Below are 17,380 nucleotides of genomic sequence, written 5' to 3' on the forward strand. Positions count from 1 at the left end.
TACGAGCCATTCGGGAGCGCTCACGACTCGACTCCGAGATTCACGCGCACGGCGTCGGCGATGTCGTCGACGCTACGGAAAGGTTGAGGCAACACCTTGGCGACAGTGCCATCCGCAGATATCAAAACGGAAACGGGCAGCACGTTCGGTGCCCCCACGGCCGCGGCGACGCGGCCACCGCCGTCCTGAACTCCGGGCAGGGTGACGCCGTAGTCGGTGAGCCGAGCCAGAGCGTTGGTCTCGTTGGCGTCGTTGTGCACCGTCATCACGGTCACTGCGTCGCCTGCTCGTTCGGCGTACTGCTGCAGGTACGGCAGCTCTTCTGCGCAGGGTCCGCACCAGTAGGCCCAGATGTTGAGCAATGCGGGACGCCCCGCGAGCGCCTGCCCCAGATCGATGTACGAGCCGTCGCCGATGCACTCGAGCGTGATGCCGGTCAGCGGGCCCGCGTCGTTGCCCTGTGACGTAGGACATGCCGAGAGGCCGGCCTCCTGTCGCAGCGGCGCGAGAGCCTCCGGGGTATCGGCTGCGCGGCGCGCGTCGGTACCGGGCGCACGCTGCCCGAGACCGGGCGCGTCCGACGGTGCGGCAGTGGGAGCGTCGTGGCGGGGCCAGAGCGCATAGACCATCCCGACGACCAGGATCAGAGCGACGAGAGACCAGCGCAGCGCGGCTTTGTTCACGACACGATTCCGGCGAGGGCGAGCAGGTGATCGGTTTCCGGGCCCTTGACCAGTGCGGCAGCGGTGGCCGGATCGGTCGGGCCGGTTCCGAACGACGGGCAGTCCTTGGCGAGGACACACACTCCGCAGGCGGGCGTCCGAGCATGGCAGACGCGTCGCCCGTGAAAGATCACTCGATGGGAGAGCAAGGTCCATTCCTTGCGTTCGATGAGTGCGCCGACGGCGTGCTCGACCTTGACCGGGTCCTCCTCCTCGGTCCATCGCCAGCGCCGCACGAGCCGGCCGAAGTGTGTGTCGACGGTGATGCCGGGTACGTCGAACGCATTGCCGAGCACCACGTTGGCGGTCTTGCGGCCGATGCCGGGAAGGGTGACGAGGTCCTTCAGCGTCGCAGGTACCTCACCGTCGAAATTCTCCAGCAGCTTCTGCCCCAGGCCGATCAGCGATGTGGCCTTGTTGCGATAGAACCCCGTGGTGCGGATGAACTCTTCGAGTTCGGTTCGATCTGCTTCCGCGTAGTCGCGGGCCGTGCGATATCTCACGAACAGTGCAGGGGTCACCATGTTCACGCGCTTATCGGTGCACTGCGCAGACAGGATGGTCGCAACGGCGAGTTCGAGGGGTGTGGTGAAGTCGAGTTCGCAGTACACATGGGGGAAGGCTGTCTCGAGCTTCCGATTCATCCGCCGCGCTCGGCGTATGAGGCCGAGGTGAGTCTCCTCGCGTTTGCGCACGTCGGGGCGTTTCGGAGCTGTCGATTCCACTCCAACACTGTACGGACAAGAATGCGTAACGAACGATGCAGGCACATCGTGCTGTGTTTGTATCGAGACCATTTCGGTGTTTACTGCTGGGTATGCAAGGACTCGCCGTGGTGCTCTTTCCGGTACTACTCATGCTCTTCGCACTCGCCATGGAGCGGGTCGAGTTCCGGCTCAGCAAGCTCGGCGTCCGGGAGCAGGAAGTTCAGGAATTCCTCGACAAGGCGAGCAACTCCGAGGTGGCCACCCTGGCGAACGAAGGCTTCCCGCACGCTCTTGCTCGCTTCAACACCCGCAAGCGACGTCAGACCCCGCCGCGGACGATCGACACCCGCGACGGCATGGTCGACCAACGCGCCAGCTGATCAGGACGTTGTGTGTGTATCGGTCGTGATTTCCATGAATTTCGGGTGAACGCGAACGTACGCGCGAGGGCTCTGGCAACCTGTGGTGGCGTCGATCACTCGGTTTCCACCGACTCGAAGTAGACTCTCCTGAGGTAATTGTTGTGTTTGATCATCGGATCGGCGTCGACGCCTGAATTGCACCCGCAGTTCGGTGAGTGGCACGAACTGTGTACAAACGCTTTCGGTGGTGCGGGTTGCCGCGTCACCGACATCCCAAAAGGAGCGCAAGTGGACGACGTCCTGGCACGGGCCGGCATCTTCCAAGGAGTCGAGCCCTCTGCGGTTGCGGCGCTGACGAAGCAGCTGCAGCCTGTCGATTTCCCTCGTGGACACGTCGTGTTCAACGAGGGTGAGCCCGGAGACCGGCTCTACATCATCGTTTCCGGCAAGATCAAACTCGGACGACGCTCCCCCGACGGCCGCGAGAACCTGCTGACGATCATGGGACCGTCGGACATGTTCGGCGAACTGTCGATCTTCGATCCCGGCCCCCGCACCTCCTCGGCCACCACCGTCACCGAGGTGCGCGCGGTCAGCATGGACCGCGCCGCGCTCAAGGACTGGATCGACCAGCGGCCCGAGATCGCCGAGCAGTTGCTGCGCGTGCTGGCTCGCCGGTTGCGTCGTACCAACAACAACCTTGCCGACCTCATCTTCACCGACGTTCCCGGACGTGTCGCCAAGGCGCTGCTGCAGCTCGCCCAGCGCTTCGGCACCCAGGAAGCGGGATCGCTGCGCGTGACCCACGACCTGACGCAGGAAGAGATCGCTCAGCTCGTCGGTGCCTCTCGCGAAACCGTCAACAAGGCGCTGGCAGACTTCGCGCACCGCGGCTGGCTGCGGCTCGAAGGCAAGTCGGTGTTGATCTCGGACTCCGAGCGTCTGGCCCGCCGAGCTCGCTAGTTGCCTTCTCGAAGGTAGGCCAGCTGCGTTTTGACCGACATCCGCGCAGCAGGCCACATTTTCTTGTCCACGTCCGAATAGACGTGCCGCACGACCTGCATCGGTTTCGCGTTCTCGCCGATCTCGGCCAACGCCGAACGGACCTGGTCCAAACGCTGCTGACGGTGGGCGCGATACCCTCGCGCCACCTCGGCGGCATCGGCAAGCTCCGGACCGTGCCCGGGGAGCACCGTCTTGCCTGCTCCCGCACCTTCCAACCGGTCCAGTGATCCCAGATAGTCCGCAAGCGAGCCGTCTTTCGGGTCGAGCACCGTGGTACCGCGGCCGAGAACGGTGTCGCCCGTCAGGATCGCGTCGTCGAGGACGAAGCTGACCGAATCCGCCGTGTGACCGGGCGTGTGCAGCACCTCGATCCGCAGCCCCGCGGCCTCGATCACCTCCCCGTCGATCAGCGCAGTGCCGGTGCCGTGCAGGAACTTCTCCCCGAAAGCCCGCACCGGAGCCGCTGTCTTTCGGTGGAACCGCCGCAGCCCGGCGGTGTGATCTGCGTGGCGATGGGTCACGAGCGTGAGAACAACCCTGCCCGACGCGGCGACGGCGTCGAGATGGCCCCGATCCTTCGGCCCCGGATCGACGACGATGCACTCCTCGGACCCCGGTGCCCGCAGAATCCACGTGTTCGTTCCGTCGAGGGTCATGTTGCCCGGATTGTCGGCGAGCAGAACCGACGCGGTAGGCGTCACTGTCCGGAGAAGTCCGTATGCGGGATGCTGAGGGTTCGAGACGGCCATGGAATTACTGTAGGACTACCGTTGACTCACATGAAGGTCGGACTCGTCGGAGCGGGCCCCTGGGCTCGTAAGACTCACGCCCCCTCGCTCCTCGCCCATCCCGGCGTCGACTTCTCCGGCGTGTGGGCCCGACGACCCGAGGCCGCGGCCGACCTCGGTGCGCCGGTCTTCGAGTCGTTCGAGGCCCTGCTCGACGCCGTCGACGCGGTGGCGTTCGCAGTACCACCGGCAGTGCAGGCCGGTTATGCACTGCGCGCAGCGCAGGCAGGCAAACACGTGCTGCTGGACAAGCCCGTTGCCGCAACGGTGGCCGAGGCCGAGGAACTGGCCACGGCAGTCACAGCGGCAGGCGTCCGCTCGATGGTGACGCTCACTCTCCGATTTGCCCCTGAGACAAGACAATTCCTCGATGCGGTCGCCGGACGTTCCTGGGCGGCGGGCTCGGGAACCTGGTTCTCCGGTGCCACCCTCGGCGGTGCGTACGCCCGCTCGCAGTGGCGTCATGACGACGGGGCGATCCTCGACATCGGGCCCCACGTGTTCGATCTACTCGACGCCGCGCTGGGAACCATTGCACGCGTTGCCTATTCGCACCGCGAGGTGGCGTCGGACAGTTGGACGGTTCTGCTCGAACACGAAGGCGGTGCCCGCAGCACCGTCCAGTTGTCGCTGCGGACGCCGATCATGCCCTCGCTGATGCGTATCGAACTGAGCGGCCCCGATGGCGTCGAGACCCTCACCGATCGATCCACCTCGTCGACCGACTGCTTCGCGGTCCTGCTGGACGAATTCCTCGAGTCCGTCGAGTCCGGTGTCGATCACGAATGCTCCGTTCATCGAGGAGTGCACCTGCAGGAGGTGATTGATCGAGCGAGGTCGTGGGCACCCTGAAGTGTGACCAGGATGAACATCAAGGATGCGGAGTTCCATTTCGCCTCTGCCCCACATCGCTCGACGGACCAGTACACGATGATCGTGTTCGATTCCGGCGACGCGCAGCCACCGACCTTCGACGAGGTGACACGGCACGTCGAGCGGCGCGCCGAACATGTTCGGAGGCTGCGAATTCGCATCCGCGAGGTACCCGGTCAGCTGGATCTTCCACGATGGGTCCGTGATCGGCTCCCTGTTCGCGACCACCTGATCGATCACGATCTCTCCGACGGACGACACACGGCGTCGTCGTTCCTGGCGGAACTGTCGAGCAATGCGATCGACGCGACGGATCGAGCCTGGACGGTGCATGTCGGCCGGGGTCTGACCGCGGTCGACGGCGTGCAGGGAGCGGCCACCGTCGTCGTGGTTCAGATCAGTCACGCGCTCGCGGACGGCTCCGTCGGTACCCGTATCGCTCGCGCCCTCTTCGGTCGAGACGAGATCACCGAGAACCTCGGGTTCACCGATGATCCCGAGACCTCCCGGGCGCATCCTCTGTACGACGCGGCGAAAGCTGCGGTACTGCTGCCGATCCGTTGGGTGCGATCCCAGTTCGCCATGGTGCGAACCCAGCGAAGATACGTGGCCGCGGTGCGAACCGGGGAACTGGTGGCACCGCGTTCGGTCGGCTCCACGTCATCGAATGTCCATCCCGACGGGACGAGGGCCGTACACGTGCTGCAGTTTCCGAAAGCGCAGTTCCAGGGCGGGCAGCACACCGTGACGGTCACCGCCCTCACCGCAGTAGGAGCTGCGCTGTCGACGTTCTTCGCCGCCCACGGTGAGCCCGATCATGATGACATCCGGGCGCTGGTGCCCATTGCGCTCGCTCCGACGGTGCCGTGGCCGGCCATCAACCGCACCCTGCCGGCCGCGGTCTCACTGCACTCACAGCTCACCGGGGCGGCCGAGCGAGCGTCGGCCGTCGCGGCGGCGCTGTCGCTGCAACGCGATCACGTGACCGATCACCGGCACGTCGAGGCCACTCTCGCTGCCGAGAACTATCCGGCCGCCCTACTGCACGGTTTCGGACGCCACGCGAGCAGCATCGTTCGCCGCACCGGTAGGCCGGATCGGGCAGTGACCCACACGGTCGTGACCAGCGTCGACCGAACCGGCTTGGACCTCGTGCTGGGGTCGGGCCGAGCTCGGTTGTGCGCGGGCGTCGCCGCGCTGGGTCCGGGATGCAGCCTCACCCACGCCGTCTACGGGTACGGCGAGGTCATCGCAGTGTGCGTGTCCGTGTGCCCGACGACCGTCCCGGACCACTCCGAATACGCGGACATCCTGCGCGCATCGATCGACGAGACCTGCGCTGCCCTGCACGGGACGACGCCTACCGCAGCTCGACGATGAGCTCCACTTCCACCGAGGCACCGAGAGGTAGTTCGGCAACCCCGACGGCCGACCGCGCGTGCTTTCCTGCGTCGCCGAAGATCTCTCCGATGACGTTCGACGCTCCGTTGACCACTCCGGGCTGACCGGTGAAGCCGGAGGCCGATGCGACGAAGCCGACGGCCTTGACCACGCGGGCGACCGAGTCGATGCCGACGAGGGCATGCACGGCGGCGAGTGCGTTCAATGCACAGACGCGCGCCGCTGCGGTGGCGTCCTCGGCCGAGACCTCGGAGCCGACCTTGCCGACGGAGGTCAGGTTGCCGTCGACGATCGGTAGCTGACCGGAGGTGTAGACCATCGAACCCACCTGCACTGCCGGGACGTACGCCGCCAGCGGCGGGACCACCTCGGGCAGTTCGATGCCCAGCTCGACCAGGCGCTCACTCCAGTTCGTCACGTGCTCAGGCCTTCGGACGCTTGAAGTACGCGACCAACGTGTCGCCGCCGTTGGGTCCTGCCATGATCGTCACGAGTTCCCAGCCCTCGGAGCCGTAGTTGTCGAGAATCTGCTTGGTGGCATGAATCAGCACCGGCGCGGTGAAGTACTCCCAGATGATCTTTTCGCTCATGAGTTCAGAGCCTATCGTTCGCCGACGGCCCCGGTACGTCCGATCTGCTCGATCTCCTCGAACTAGGGTCGGGTGATGGCCCGACTCGAGATGAAGGATGCCGTCTACCATTTCGGCCGCGATCACGGAGGTTCGAGCGATCAGTTCGCGCTGCTGGCGTTCGATTCCGTCGACGGCCCCGCGCCCACCTTCGCCGACGTCCGAGCACATGTGGAGGCTCGGGCCCCCGGTATCCCCGGGCTGAGGCTTCGTTTGAAGGAAACACTGTGGGGACTGGACTACCCGCGTTGGGTACGCGACGATTCTGCGCCTCGCGAGCACCTGGTCGATCATGATCTCGCCGGACAGAACTGGGACCGATTCGAGGAATTCGTCGGCGAGCTGCTACGCACGCGCCTGGACATGCGCGCACAATCCTGGCGGCTACACCTCGTTCGCGGCGTCCACGGTGTCCCGCGGGTCCAGGGTGCCGCCACCGTGATCATCCTGCAGGTGGGGCACGCGTTGACCGACGGCCTCGGAGTGACTCGACTGCTGCGAGCGCTCTTCGCGGCGCCCGAGGACCGCACGGTCGGCATCCCGCTGCCCGGCCACCCGGCGCAGGACACGAGGATCCGCACCTGGCTGAACACGGCACGTGCACTGCTCTGCGCCCCCGTCGACCTCGCAATTTCACGCTGGACAGCGAGCAGGGCGCTGCGCGCAGTGCTCGCGACCCCGCTCCCGAGTTCGCTTCCAGCCAGTTCGCTCAACTGCGCCGTCAGTTCGGCCAGGACGGTTCGGATCGTGCCGATGCCCGCCGAGCAGTGTCGTGCGGGCAGCTCGACGATCACCGTGTCGGCGTTGGCAGCGGTCGGAACCTGCCTGAGCAGATACCTGCGCGATGTGGACGGCCGAGAGGGCGATCTCGACGTTGCCGCCATGGTGCCGATTGCACTTCCGCCGCGTTTCGCGTGGGCAGCGGCGAACCGCGTGTTGATGGGCACGGTCGATCTCCATGCAGACATCGAGGACCCCCACGACAGGCGAAAGCAGATCGCCCGATCACTGGAGCAGGAACGGGTACGAGCGACCACCGAGCCGGTGCTGCGGCTTGCCCGAGCCGACGACCGAGTACCAGCACCGATCGTCAGATACGTCCAGGGTCGTCGGTTTCGCCATCGAATCCGAAACCCCGACCGCGTCGCAGGCCAGACAACGGTCGTCAGCGTGAACAGAGGCGCGGCCGATCTCCGATTGTGCGGTGCGAGAGCCCGATTCACCGCCGGGTTTCCGTTTCTCGAAGACGGGCGCGCCGTGACCCACGGCTTCTTCGGACTCGGTGAGACCGTCACCGTCTCCCTTGTCACCTGCCCCACGGCGCTGCCGTCGCTTCGAGCGCACACCGAGGATCTGGTGAACGAGCTTCGCGGACCATCGAACGTCGGTTAGCCATGTCCGCCGGACGTCCGGGGGATACCTCTATATGGTCGAGGCGTGGGAACAGCGAACGAAGAGGGATGGTCGGCGAGAGCCGATGCCGCGCGGCTGCATTTCGTGTCGGGCAAGGGCGGCACTGGAAAGTCGACGGTCGCCGCGGCGTTGGCGCTGGCGCTGGCAGCGGGCGGTCGACGGGTGCTACTGGTGGAGGTCGAGGGCAGGCAGGGCATCGCGCAACTGTTCGACGTACCGCAGTTGCCGCCGGTGGAGACTCGCGTCGCCGCAGCGGACGGCGGCGGCGAGGTCTACGCCCTGGCCATCGACATCGAAACCGCGTTCCTCGAATACCTCGACATGTTCTACAACCTCGGTTTCGCGGGCCGCGCCATGCGCAAGATCGGTGCCATCGAATTCGCCACCACCATCGCACCCGGCCTGCGCGACGTCCTGCTGACCGGCAAGATCAAAGAATGCGTGGTGCGGACCGACAAGAAGGGTGACCGCGCCTACGACGAGGTCGTCGTGGACTCACCGCCGACAGGTCGCATCGGAAACTTCCTCGATGTCACCAAGGCCATGGCGGATCTGGCCAAGGGCGGCCCAGTGCGGTCCCAGAGCGAGGGCGTGGTTCGGCTGCTGCACTCGAGCGACACCGTCGTGCACCTGGTGACGCTGCTCGAGGCTCTGCCGGTACAGGAAACCGCCGACGCGGTGCGTGAACTCGCGGCAGCAGATCTTCGGCTGGGCACGGTCATCGTCAACCGCACCGAACCGACGTACCTGCCTGCCGAATCCCTCGAGGCCATCGCCGAGGGCGAGATCGACGCCGCGGCAATCCACGACGGTCTCGCCAAGACCGGAATCACGCTCTCCGAGGACGATTTCGCGGGTCTGCTCACCGAATCGATCGAGCATGCGTCCACGCTGTCCGCTCAGGTGGAGAGCGCAACCACGCTCGACGAACTCGATGTCGCCCGCATGTCGCTACCGATGTTGGCCGACGGTGTCGATCTCGGTGGTTTGTACGAACTCGCCGCCACACTGGCAGAACAGGGTGTCCGATGACTCGACCAGGAGCTACCGACCTCGACGTCGACCGCATTCTGACCGACCCCGCCTCGCGGATCGTCGTCGTCTGCGGGGCAGGCGGGGTCGGCAAGACCACGACCGCCGCGGCGATGGCCTTGCGCGCAGCCGAACAGGGCAGGCGAGTGGTGGTGCTGACGATCGATCCGGCCCGCCGACTGGCTCAGGCACTCGGCCTCGGCGATCTCGACAACAGCCCGCAGCCGGTGAAGTTGCCTGCAGGTGCCAAGGGCGAACTGCACGCGATGATGTTGAACATGCGGCGCACGTTCGACGAGATGGTGATCGAACATTCGACGCCGGAGAAAGCGCAGCAGGTCCTCGCCAATCCGTTCTATCAGACTGTGGCGTCGTCCTTTTCGGGCACACAGGAGTACATGGCGATGGAGAAGCTGGGGCAGTTGTCCTTGGACGCCTCGTGGGATCTGATCGTGGTGGACACTCCGCCCTCGCGCAACGCACTCGATTTCCTCGACGCGCCGCAGCGACTCGGGTCGTTTCTCGACGGTCGTTTGATCCGGCTGCTCACCGCCCCCGGACGCGGCATCACCCGTGTGGTCACCAGCGCGATGAGCCTGGCGATGCGCGGCGTCTCCACGGTGATCGGTAGCCAAATGCTTTCTGACGCATCGGCTTTCGTTCAGTCACTGGATTCGATGTTCGGCGGCTTCCGCGAGCGTGCCACGCGTACGTACCAGTTGTTGCGCGAGGAGGGAACCAGCTTCCTCGTCGTCGCGGCTGCAGAACCCGATGCGTTGCGCGAGGCCGCGTTCTTCGTCGAGCGGCTGTCGGAGGAGCAGATGCCGTTGGCCGGCCTCGTGGTGAACCGGACGCACCCGACGCTGTCGTCGGTGCCGGCCGATCATGCCGCCACGGCCGCTGATCTGCTGGACCGGATCGAGGAGCCCGGCGCGGAACTGACCGCCGCCGTTCTTCGTATCCACGCTCAACGTGCCGTGACGGCAGCGCGCGAGGTTCGGTTGCTGCGACGCTTCACCGGTGCGCACCCCCGCGTGCCCATCGTCGGTGTTCCGTCGTTGCCGTTCGAGGTGTCCGACCTCGCCGCGCTTCGTGCCGTCGCCGATCAGCTGACCCGGCAGGGGTGAGCTGCGATCGGCTTGCCGGTAGGGGTCAGATGGCGGCCTGTTGCTGACGCTGGGCCTCGAAGAACTCGGACCAGGAATCGACCTCGGGGTGCTGCTTGAGCAGGGCCCTGCGCTGCCGCTCGGTCATGCCGCCCCACACGCCGAACTCGACTCGATTGTCGAGCGCATCCGCGCCGCACTGCATCAACACCGGGCAATGCCGACAGATGGTCGCAGCCTTGCGCTGCGCTGCACCGCGAACGAAGAGCTGGTCCGGGTCCGTGCCCTTGCAGCGGGCGTGGGACACCCAGGCGATGCGTGCCTCTGCTTCTTCTACATCGAGTCGCGTCGGCGCGGTTGTCGTATGCATGCGGATACCCCTTTGCGTGTCGGACGTCCTAGGTGGACGACCCCGGAGGCTCGAAGCAGTTTGTACCTCGCTGGCGAAGCACAAATTCTAAGAGCTGCCCCACAATCATTATCAAGTGTTACGTGAATCACACCGTGTTCACAATTTAGGTAACGTGAGCCGTGAATGCAAGACGGTGAGGTCACATTTCTGGTACGGCCGTCCCGAGCAGGGCCGCAGTGCACAGAGCATCCAGGCCTGATGCCGATTCGAGCTGTACCCACGTACGCTGTGCCCTGTGTCTGTTGGAAAAACCGTGGCGAAGCTCGCCGGATGTTCTGCACTCGCCGGTGCCTTGCTCGCCGGCGTGATGTTCCCCTTGGCCGGTGGCTTCGGATATGCCTCCAACCGTGCCGCCGATACCGTCGACAACGTCTCGGCCGAACTGGTCGAGGGCGATGTGCCTGCCGTCTCGACGATGACCGACATCGACGGCAACCCCATCGCCTGGCTGTACGAGCAGCGCCGTTTCGAGGTACCGAGCGACAAGATCTCCAACGAGATGAAGCTCGCCATCGTCTCGATCGAGGACCGTCGCTTCGCCGAACACCGAGGGGTGGACTGGCAGGGCACGCTGCGCGCATTCCTGACCAACACCACCAGCGGCCAGGTGGAGCAGGGCGCGTCCACCATCGATCAGCAGTACGTGAAGAACTATCAGCTGCTCGTGGTCGCCAAGACCGACGCCGAACGCCGCGCAGCCATCGAGACCACACCCGCTCGCAAGATCCGCGAGATCCGGATGGCGCTGACGCTCGACAAAGAACTGACCAAGGACGAGATCCTCACCCGGTACCTCAACCTCGTTCCGTTCGGTAATTCGTCCTTCGGCATCCAAGACGCCGCCCGGACCTACTTCGGCATCGATGCCAGCCAGCTCAGCGCCGTCCAGGCCGCGATGCTCGCAGGCATGGTGCAGTCCAGTTCGGCCCTGAACCCGTACACCAACGAAGAGGGCGTACTCGAACGACGGAACACCGTGCTCGACACGATGATCCAGAACCTTCCCGAGCGCGCAGACGAACTCCGTGCGCTCAAGGCGGAGCCGCTCGGCGTCCTGCCGGTGCCCCAAACACTCCCCCGCGGCTGCATCGCGGCGGGTGACCGCGGCTTCTTCTGCGACTACGCACTGCAGTACCTCGCCGAGGCCGGAATCAGCCAGGAACAGATCGACAAGGGCGGATACCTCATCCGCACCACGCTCGACCCCAAGGTGCAGAACTCCACCAAGGCCGCTCTCGTTCAGAACACCAGCCCGTCACTCGACGGGGTCGCCACCGTCATGAACGTCGTCGCGCCGGGCCAGGATCAACACCGCGTGCTCGCGATGGGCAGCAGCCGTACCTACGGCCTCAACGCAGACGCCGACGAAACCGTGCAGCCACAACCGCACTCGCTGGTCGGCAACGGAGCGGGCTCCATCTTCAAGGTGTTCACCACAGCGGCGGCCATGGAACGCGGACTCGGCACCAGCGCGATACTGCAGGTACCCAAGCGCGTCGAGGTCAAAGGCGTGGGCAACGGTGGTGCGCGGAACTGCCCCGCTGCCACCTACTGCGTGGAGAACGCCGGCAACTACCCGCCTGCACTGTCGATCACCGACGCGCTCGCGCAGTCTCCCAACACCGCGTTCGTCAAGCTGATCGAATCCGTCGGTGTCACGCCGACGGTCGACATGGCCGTGCGCCTGGGCCTGCGCTCGTACACCGACCCGGGTTCCTCGGGCACCGATCAGTCGATGGCCGACTTCCAGAAGAGCCAGAACCTCGGCTCGTTCACCCTCGGACCCACCTGGGTCAATCCCCTGGAGCTGTCCAACGTGGCTGCTACTTTGGCCTCCGGCGGCAAGTGGTGCCCGCCCACCCCCATCGATTCGATCTTCGATCGCAATGGCAAGCCCGTACCGGTCGCGCACCAGGCGTGCGAGCAGGTCGTCGAGCCCGGTTTGGCGAACACCCTGGCCAATGCCATGAGCAAGGACGATCAAGCAGGCGGTACATCCGCCTCGGCCGCGAACTCGGCCGGCTGGAGCCTGCCGATGTCCGGTAAGACCGGTACCACCGAGTCCAACCGCTCCTCCGGATTCCTCGGATTCACCAACCACTACGCCGCGGCCGTGTACACCTACGGTGACTCTCCGACGCCGAGCGAGATCTGCTCGTTCCCGCTACGGCCGTGCAGCTCCGGCAACCTCTACGGCGGCAACGAGCCCGCCCGAACCTGGTTCGACGCGATGGCCCCGATCGCGACGGACTTCGGCCCCATCGCGTTGCCACCCGTCGACCAGAAATACGTCCGAGGCTCTGCCAACGGTCAGGTCCCCGATGTGACCGGCCAGAGCCAGTCTTCGGCGACATCCACCCTGCAGGGTGCAGGCTTCCAGGTGACAGTCGTGACGACGGCCGGCCAGGCCGCTCGCGGCACAGTGTTGTCGACGTCGCCGTCGGGGTCCGCGGTACCCGGATCCAACATCACGCTCTACGTCAGTGACGGTTCGGTTCGACCGCCGCCGCCTCCGACGCCGACTTTGCCGAACATTCAGATCCCGGACCTGCCGCCGGGGATTCAGATTCCGGGCATCCCCGGCCTCACGGCCCCGCGCTGACGCCCGAGACGGTGGTGCGGTTCATGTGCCCAGAGGGTACTGATCCGCACCACCGCAGCAGGTACTACAAGCGATCTTTGACGGCCTTCGACAGGCGCGATCCATCGGCCTTGCCTGCAGCAAGGCCCGAGGCGACCTTCATGACCTGACCCATCTGCTTCATCGCCGGCCGCTCCCCGATGTCCTCGGCAACCTGCGCGATGGCGGTGTCGACGATGTTGGCCAACTCCTCGTCGGTGAGCGGAGTGGGCAGGTACTCGTCGATGATCTGTGCCTCGGCACGCTCGTTCGCCGCGAGTTCCCCGCGGCCGTTCTGGGTATAGATCTCGGCCGACTCGCCGCGCTTCTTCGCTTCCTTGGCCAGCACCTTCAAGACGTCGTCATCGGTCAGATCGTGGGCCTCCTTGCCGGAGACCTCCTCGGTCTGGATGGCGGCGAGCAGCATGCGCAGCGTCGCCAGGCGAAGTTTGTCCTTCGCTTTCATCGCTGCGGTGAGGTCGGTACGGAGTCGAGCCTTGAGTTCGGACATGGTCGAAACGCTACGCGGCCCGGCCTGCAGCTCGCACGTCCATATCCCGTCGCTGCCGTATCGTGGACGAGGTGTCCGCCCAATTGAGTCCCTCGATTCTCCGTACTTCGACGCAACTGCGCAGTGCCTCCACGCAACTTCGCTCCGCTGCAGAGCACGCGCGGGACGCGGTCCGGGCCTCGCCGCTGAGAAGTTCCGTGATCGGGACGGCGGGTGCCGCGGCGTTGGGACTCGGGTATGCCACGCTCATCGAGCGCAATGCATTCACCCTTCGCGAGACGTCGATGGCCGTACTGGAGCCGGGATCTGCGACTCTGCGCGTGCTCCATATCAGCGACCTGCACATGATGCCCGGCCAGCGGATGAAGCAGAACTGGCTACGTGAACTGGACCGGCTCGAGCCCGATCTGGTGGTCAACACCGGAGACAATCTCTCCCACCAGCGTGCTGTTCCCAGCGTCGTGCAGGCATTGGGGCCGATGCTGGCGCGTCCCGGCCTGTTCGTGTTCGGCAGCAACGACTACTTCGCGCCCACACCGAAGAACCCGTTCAAGTACTTCGACAAGAACCACAAGCGCACCACCGGCGACTCGTTGCCCTGGCGAGATCTGCGGGCCGCATTCTCCGAGCGCGGCTGGCTCGATGTCACGCATGTCCGTCGTGAGCTGGAGATCGCAGGAGTACGCATCGCCGCGGCGGGCGTCGACGATCCGCACCTGAAGCGAGACCGATACGACACCATCGCCGGACAGCCGAATCCGTTGGCCGACCTCCGCCTGGGAATCACCCACTCGCCGGAGCCGCGCGTGCTGGACAAGTTCGCCGCCGACGGTTACGACCTGGTCCTCGCCGGACACACCCACGGCGGGCAGCTGTGCCTGCCGTTCTACGGCGCACTGGTGACCAACTGCGAGATCGACCGCTCGCGGGTCAAGGGTCCGTCGAAGTGGGGCGCGCACACCCAGCTGCACGTCTCGGCGGGCATCGGCACCTCGCCCTACGCGCCTGCACGGTTCTGCTGCAGGCCCGAGGCAACACTGATCACGCTCACCCCGGCTCCCAGAATGGGTCCGAAAAACTCCTCCGATGAGGGCGTTTCGCGTTCCGAGGCAGTCGTGAGTTAGACTTCTCCAGCGGTACACGGGGTGTGGCGCAGCTTGGTAGCGCGCTTCGTTCGGGACGAAGAGGTCGTGGGTTCGAATCCCGCCACCCCGACAGTTGGACCACGAGAAGGGACCCACTCGATTCGATCGAGTGGGTCCCTTTTTCTTTCCGTGATCGACGCTACTGTGAGTCGACTCTGCACGACCCCGAGCGAACGGATCTCCCAACCATGCCGACCCCGACCCGCGTCCACGTCACCCACCGGTTCGTTTCTCCGCCCGAGGTCGTGTTCGCCGTACTGGCCGAGCACGAGAATCTCGGGCCGCTGTTCATGGCGAAGATCGACCGCGTGCGAGACGGCGACACCACACGCAACGGAGTCGGTTCGACTCGCCGCCTGAAGCTGGGACCGCTGCCCGCGTTCGAGGAAACCACCACCACCTCGGAGCCCAACTCGCTCATCGAGTACCGCATCACCAAAGGCAGTCCGCTACGCGGTCATTGGGGTAGGCAGAGGTTGACTCCGACCCCGGACGGCGGCACCGAACTCGATTACACGATCGGATTCGACGCGCCCATCCCCGGGCTCGCTGCGATCGTCGGTAAAGCATTGACGTCGAGCATCTCGAAGAACTTGCCGACGCTGGCTCCGTAGCCAGTTCTTCACCCTGCCCGAACCGCAAGACCCGTCAGTGCCGGGAACGTAGCGATTGGGCGCGCGAAGAGCCGCGTCGACGGGAGGTGTCGTCGTTTCCCACTCGCTGAGACGTGACCCCACTGCGCTTGTCCAGTACGGTATCGGGCGATGACCGTGATCGATGGTGTCCGATCGAGCCTGCGCAATCACAGGTTGCTCGACTGCGTTGTCGCGGCTGCGGTCTTTGCTTACAACCTGCCCGTGCAGGGCTTCGCGTCACCCGTCGACGCGGTCTCCTGGATGGCATATGCCCTCCCTGTCGGACTGTGTCTGCCGTACGTCTTCCATCGCCGTCGCCCTTTGTCGATGTTCTCGGTGATCGTGGCGACCGCCTATCTGCAACTCGCACTCGGGGTGGAGCTGCTGGTCGCAGATGTGATGCTGGTTCCCGCTCTGCACGCCGTCGCTCGGAGTCGGCCGCAGTCGAACTCGGTTCCTGCGGCCCTCGCGGTGGCCGCGTGGACGATCACCATGACGATGCCGTCGATGGAGCGGTACAGCATGTCCTTCGGTGACGTGGGGCTGCTGGTGCTGATCGTGGCGATCGCGTGGCTGACCGGAATGCTGGCGCGCGTACGCAACGAGTACGTCCACAGCCTGCAGCTCCGCGCCGAGCAGATGGAACGGGACGCTGCCGCGGCCGAACGAACCCGAATTGCCCGCGAGATACACGACATCGTGTCCCACAGCCTGAGTGCGATCGTGTTGCTGTCGGAGGGTGCCGCCGGCACCGTCCGGCAGGATCCCGATGCGGCCGCCGCGGCAATGGAGACCGTTCGAGACACCGGTCGAGAAGCAATGACCGAGATGCGGTCGATGCTCACCGTTCTGCATTCCGACGATCCGGTCGACCGGGTCCCTGCACCGGGTATCGCCCAGCTCGACGGGCTCGTCGAGCGATCGCGGGCGGTGGGCATTCCGATCGACTATCGCGTGACCGGCGAGCCCGTCGAGTTGCCGCCCGGTCTGCAGCTGGTGATCTACCGTGTGATTCAGGAGTCGTTGACCAACGTGCGCAAACACGCGGGACCGGAGGTTCGAGCCGTGCGAGTGCATCTGAACTACGGACCGGCGACGATCGAATTGACCGTAGCGGACGATGGACGCGGAGCCCATTCGTCGTCTGCGTCCGGATGGGGGCTGATGGGTATGCGGGAGCGAGTTCTCGCGCAGGGCGGCACCTTCGACGCAGGCCCCACCGCGGACGGATTCCACGTCGCGGTCTCACTGCCTGCCGAGGCGGCACGGTGACGATATCGGTTGTGCTGGTGGATGATCAGAACCTCGTGCGAGCCGGACTGAAACTGGTGCTCGGCTCGCGCCCCGAGGTGCAGATAGTCGGCGAAGCTGCCGACGGACGCGAAGGCATCGACGTAGTTCGGGCGACCACCCCCGACGTCGTTCTCATGGACGTCAGAATGCCGGTGATGGACGGCATCGAAGCAACCCGTGACATCGTGCAGACGACGAACTCGAAAATACTGATACTGACCACCTTCGACCTCGACGAGTACGTGTTCGACGCGCTTCGAGCAGGTGCCGACGGTTTTCTCGTCAAGGACGCTCCGGTCGACGAGCTGATATCGGCGGTTCAGCATGTGCACGAGGGAGATTCGGTGGTCGCCCCGAGTACCACGCGGCGCTTGATCGAGCATTTCACTTCCGCTTCCGCGCCCCGAGCGCGACCGGTCTCCACCTCTACCGAACAACTCGCCGATTTGACTCCACGTGAACGTGAAGTCCTTGTCCACCTCTCGAGCGGGCTGTCCAACGCGGAGATTGGCGCTGCGATCACGGTGTCGGAAGTAACCGTGAAAGCCCACGTGGGGCGCATATTGTCCAAGCTGGGGGTACGTGATCGCACCCAGGCAGTGATCGCCGCTTACGAGTCGGGACTGGTCGGTCCGGGTACCGGCGGCTGACGGGAGGGTATACCTGGGTATACCCTCCGAAATACTCCTGCAGGCGGACGATTCTCCAGGCCGAATGCGGAACAGT

The 17,380-nt window shown here is 65.3% G+C and carries 19 protein-coding genes and 1 tRNA gene; 13 read left to right on the top strand and 7 right to left on the bottom strand.

What is annotated here, in order from left to right; all coding sequences use genetic code 11:
- Nucleotides 1-20: 20 nt before the first annotated feature.
- The gene (locus J1M87_RS17985) at nt 21-629 is read right to left on the bottom strand and encodes a TlpA disulfide reductase family protein (protein WP_206491403.1); all 609 of its coding nucleotides are present in this window, start codon (nt 627-629) and stop codon (nt 21-23) included.
- A gap of 50 nt (nt 630-679) precedes the next feature.
- Nucleotides 680-1,366 (bottom strand): endonuclease III, encoded by a 687-nt coding sequence (nth, locus tag J1M87_RS17990; protein WP_241257196.1) that lies wholly within the window; start codon nt 1,364-1,366, stop codon nt 680-682.
- Nucleotides 1,367-1,539: 173 nt separating this feature from the next.
- Between nth and J1M87_RS17995 the strand changes: the two genes are divergently transcribed.
- Together J1M87_RS17995 and J1M87_RS18000 are read left to right on the top strand one after the other, a co-directional pair.
- The gene (locus J1M87_RS17995) at nt 1,540-1,809 is read left to right on the top strand and encodes a hypothetical protein (protein WP_206490879.1); all 270 of its coding nucleotides are present in this window, start codon (nt 1,540-1,542) and stop codon (nt 1,807-1,809) included.
- A 270-nt stretch (nt 1,810-2,079) separates the two neighbouring features.
- Entirely contained in the window at nt 2,080-2,754 is a 675-nt protein-coding gene (locus J1M87_RS18000) for a Crp/Fnr family transcriptional regulator (RefSeq protein ID WP_027494494.1), read from the top strand.
- Here the strand turns inward: J1M87_RS18000 and J1M87_RS18005 are convergent.
- Complete coding sequence (locus tag J1M87_RS18005; RefSeq protein ID WP_206490881.1) at nt 2,751-3,545, bottom strand: MBL fold metallo-hydrolase; 795 nt, start codon at nt 3,543-3,545, stop codon at nt 2,751-2,753. The two genes, J1M87_RS18000 and J1M87_RS18005, sit on opposite strands and share 4 nt — an antisense overlap.
- Before the next feature lie 30 nt (nt 3,546-3,575).
- On the opposite strand from J1M87_RS18005, the gene J1M87_RS18010 reads away from it, so the two are divergent.
- Together J1M87_RS18010 and J1M87_RS18015 are read left to right on the top strand one after the other, a co-directional pair.
- On the top strand, nt 3,576-4,436 hold the full coding sequence (locus tag J1M87_RS18010; RefSeq protein ID WP_206490883.1) for a Gfo/Idh/MocA family protein: 861 nt from the start codon (nt 3,576-3,578) through the stop codon (nt 4,434-4,436).
- Nucleotides 4,437-4,448: 12 nt separating this feature from the next.
- Nucleotides 4,449-5,837, top strand: a complete 1,389-nt coding sequence (locus tag J1M87_RS18015; RefSeq protein ID WP_206490885.1) for a wax ester/triacylglycerol synthase domain-containing protein — start codon at nt 4,449-4,451, stop codon at nt 5,835-5,837.
- Here J1M87_RS18015 and J1M87_RS18020 read toward each other — a convergent pair.
- Both J1M87_RS18020 and J1M87_RS18025 read right to left on the bottom strand, forming a co-directional pair.
- Entirely contained in the window at nt 5,818-6,276 is a 459-nt protein-coding gene (locus J1M87_RS18020; RefSeq protein ID WP_206490887.1) for a RidA family protein, read from the bottom strand. The two genes, J1M87_RS18015 and J1M87_RS18020, sit on opposite strands and share 20 nt — an antisense overlap.
- A 4-nt stretch (nt 6,277-6,280) precedes the next feature.
- Complete coding sequence (locus tag J1M87_RS18025) at nt 6,281-6,448, bottom strand: DUF4177 domain-containing protein (protein WP_094609297.1); 168 nt, start codon at nt 6,446-6,448, stop codon at nt 6,281-6,283.
- A 75-nt stretch (nt 6,449-6,523) separates the two neighbouring features.
- Here J1M87_RS18025 and J1M87_RS18030 point away from each other — a divergent pair, with 75 nt between their 5' ends.
- From J1M87_RS18030 to J1M87_RS18040, 3 genes are read left to right on the top strand one after another with little or no spacing between them, the layout of a single operon-like run.
- Nucleotides 6,524-7,879 (top strand): wax ester/triacylglycerol synthase domain-containing protein, encoded by a 1,356-nt coding sequence (locus J1M87_RS18030; protein WP_206490888.1) that lies wholly within the window; start codon nt 6,524-6,526, stop codon nt 7,877-7,879.
- Between the two features lie 45 nt (nt 7,880-7,924).
- Nucleotides 7,925-8,932, top strand: coding sequence for an ArsA-related P-loop ATPase (locus J1M87_RS18035; RefSeq protein ID WP_206490890.1), 1,008 nt, complete (start codon nt 7,925-7,927; stop codon nt 8,930-8,932).
- Complete coding sequence (locus J1M87_RS18040) at nt 8,929-10,059, top strand: ArsA-related P-loop ATPase (protein ID WP_206490891.1); 1,131 nt, start codon at nt 8,929-8,931, stop codon at nt 10,057-10,059. The genes J1M87_RS18035 and J1M87_RS18040 overlap by 4 nt, the downstream gene beginning before the upstream one ends.
- Before the next feature lie 25 nt (nt 10,060-10,084).
- On the opposite strand, the gene J1M87_RS18045 is transcribed toward J1M87_RS18040, so the two are convergent.
- Entirely contained in the window at nt 10,085-10,408 is a 324-nt protein-coding gene (locus J1M87_RS18045) for a WhiB family transcriptional regulator (protein WP_206490893.1), read from the bottom strand.
- Nucleotides 10,409-10,703: 295 nt separating this feature from the next.
- Here J1M87_RS18045 and J1M87_RS18050 point away from each other — a divergent pair, with 295 nt between their 5' ends.
- Nucleotides 10,704-13,052 carry a transglycosylase domain-containing protein gene (locus J1M87_RS18050; RefSeq protein ID WP_206491404.1) on the top strand — a complete coding sequence of 783 codons (2,349 nt, stop codon included), beginning with the start codon at nt 10,704-10,706 and terminating at the stop codon, nt 13,050-13,052.
- 64 nt (nt 13,053-13,116) lie between these two features.
- Here J1M87_RS18050 and J1M87_RS18055 read toward each other — a convergent pair whose 3' ends face one another.
- Nucleotides 13,117-13,581, bottom strand: a complete 465-nt coding sequence (locus tag J1M87_RS18055) for a GatB/YqeY domain-containing protein (protein WP_206490894.1) — start codon at nt 13,579-13,581, stop codon at nt 13,117-13,119.
- Between the two features lie 185 nt (nt 13,582-13,766).
- Here J1M87_RS18055 and J1M87_RS18060 point away from each other — a divergent pair, with 185 nt between their 5' ends.
- From J1M87_RS18060 to J1M87_RS18080, 5 genes are all read left to right on the top strand, one after another.
- Entirely contained in the window at nt 13,767-14,705 is a 939-nt protein-coding gene (locus tag J1M87_RS18060; RefSeq protein ID WP_241257200.1) for a metallophosphoesterase, read from the top strand.
- A gap of 17 nt (nt 14,706-14,722) precedes the next feature.
- Nucleotides 14,723-14,796: transfer RNA gene (locus J1M87_RS18065), tRNA-Pro, on the top strand.
- A gap of 118 nt (nt 14,797-14,914) precedes the next feature.
- On the top strand, nt 14,915-15,340 hold the full coding sequence (locus J1M87_RS18070; protein WP_206490896.1) for an SRPBCC family protein: 426 nt from the start codon (nt 14,915-14,917) through the stop codon (nt 15,338-15,340).
- A gap of 150 nt (nt 15,341-15,490) precedes the next feature.
- Entirely contained in the window at nt 15,491-16,633 is a 1,143-nt protein-coding gene (locus J1M87_RS18075) for a sensor histidine kinase (RefSeq protein WP_206490897.1), read from the top strand.
- Nucleotides 16,630-17,304 carry a response regulator transcription factor gene (locus J1M87_RS18080; protein WP_206490899.1) on the top strand — a complete coding sequence of 225 codons (675 nt, stop codon included), beginning with the start codon at nt 16,630-16,632 and terminating at the stop codon, nt 17,302-17,304. The genes J1M87_RS18075 and J1M87_RS18080 overlap by 4 nt, the downstream gene beginning before the upstream one ends.
- Nucleotides 17,305-17,380 lie beyond the last annotated feature (76 nt).

The organism is Rhodococcus sp. KRD162, from assembly GCF_017168335.1.
Lineage (GTDB): Bacteria > Actinomycetota > Actinomycetes > Mycobacteriales > Mycobacteriaceae > Rhodococcoides.

Coding starts and splice junctions, on each gene's coding strand:
- J1M87_RS18010 (WP_206490883.1), top strand. CDS start 3,576: ATGAAGGTCGGACTCGTCGGAGCGGGCCCCTGGGCTCGTAAGACTCAC.
- J1M87_RS18030 (WP_206490888.1), top strand. CDS start 6,524: ATGGCCCGACTCGAGATGAAGGATGCCGTCTACCATTTCGGCCGCGAT.
- J1M87_RS18040 (WP_206490891.1), top strand. CDS start 8,929: ATGACTCGACCAGGAGCTACCGACCTCGACGTCGACCGCATTCTGACC.
- J1M87_RS18015 (WP_206490885.1), top strand. CDS start 4,449: ATGAACATCAAGGATGCGGAGTTCCATTTCGCCTCTGCCCCACATCGC.
- J1M87_RS17985 (WP_206491403.1), bottom strand. CDS start 629: ATGGTCTATGCGCTCTGGCCCCGCCACGACGCTCCCACTGCCGCACCG.
- J1M87_RS18025 (WP_094609297.1), bottom strand. CDS start 6,448: ATGAGCGAAAAGATCATCTGGGAGTACTTCACCGCGCCGGTGCTGATT.
- J1M87_RS18005 (WP_206490881.1), bottom strand. CDS start 3,545: ATGGCCGTCTCGAACCCTCAGCATCCCGCATACGGACTTCTCCGGACA.
- nth (WP_241257196.1), bottom strand. CDS start 1,366: ATGAATCGGAAGCTCGAGACAGCCTTCCCCCATGTGTACTGCGAACTC.
- J1M87_RS18055 (WP_206490894.1), bottom strand. CDS start 13,581: ATGTCCGAACTCAAGGCTCGACTCCGTACCGACCTCACCGCAGCGATG.
- J1M87_RS17995 (WP_206490879.1), top strand. CDS start 1,540: ATGCAAGGACTCGCCGTGGTGCTCTTTCCGGTACTACTCATGCTCTTC.
- J1M87_RS18075 (WP_206490897.1), top strand. CDS start 15,491: ATGACCGTGATCGATGGTGTCCGATCGAGCCTGCGCAATCACAGGTTG.
- J1M87_RS18070 (WP_206490896.1), top strand. CDS start 14,915: ATGCCGACCCCGACCCGCGTCCACGTCACCCACCGGTTCGTTTCTCCG.
- J1M87_RS18045 (WP_206490893.1), bottom strand. CDS start 10,408: ATGCATACGACAACCGCGCCGACGCGACTCGATGTAGAAGAAGCAGAG.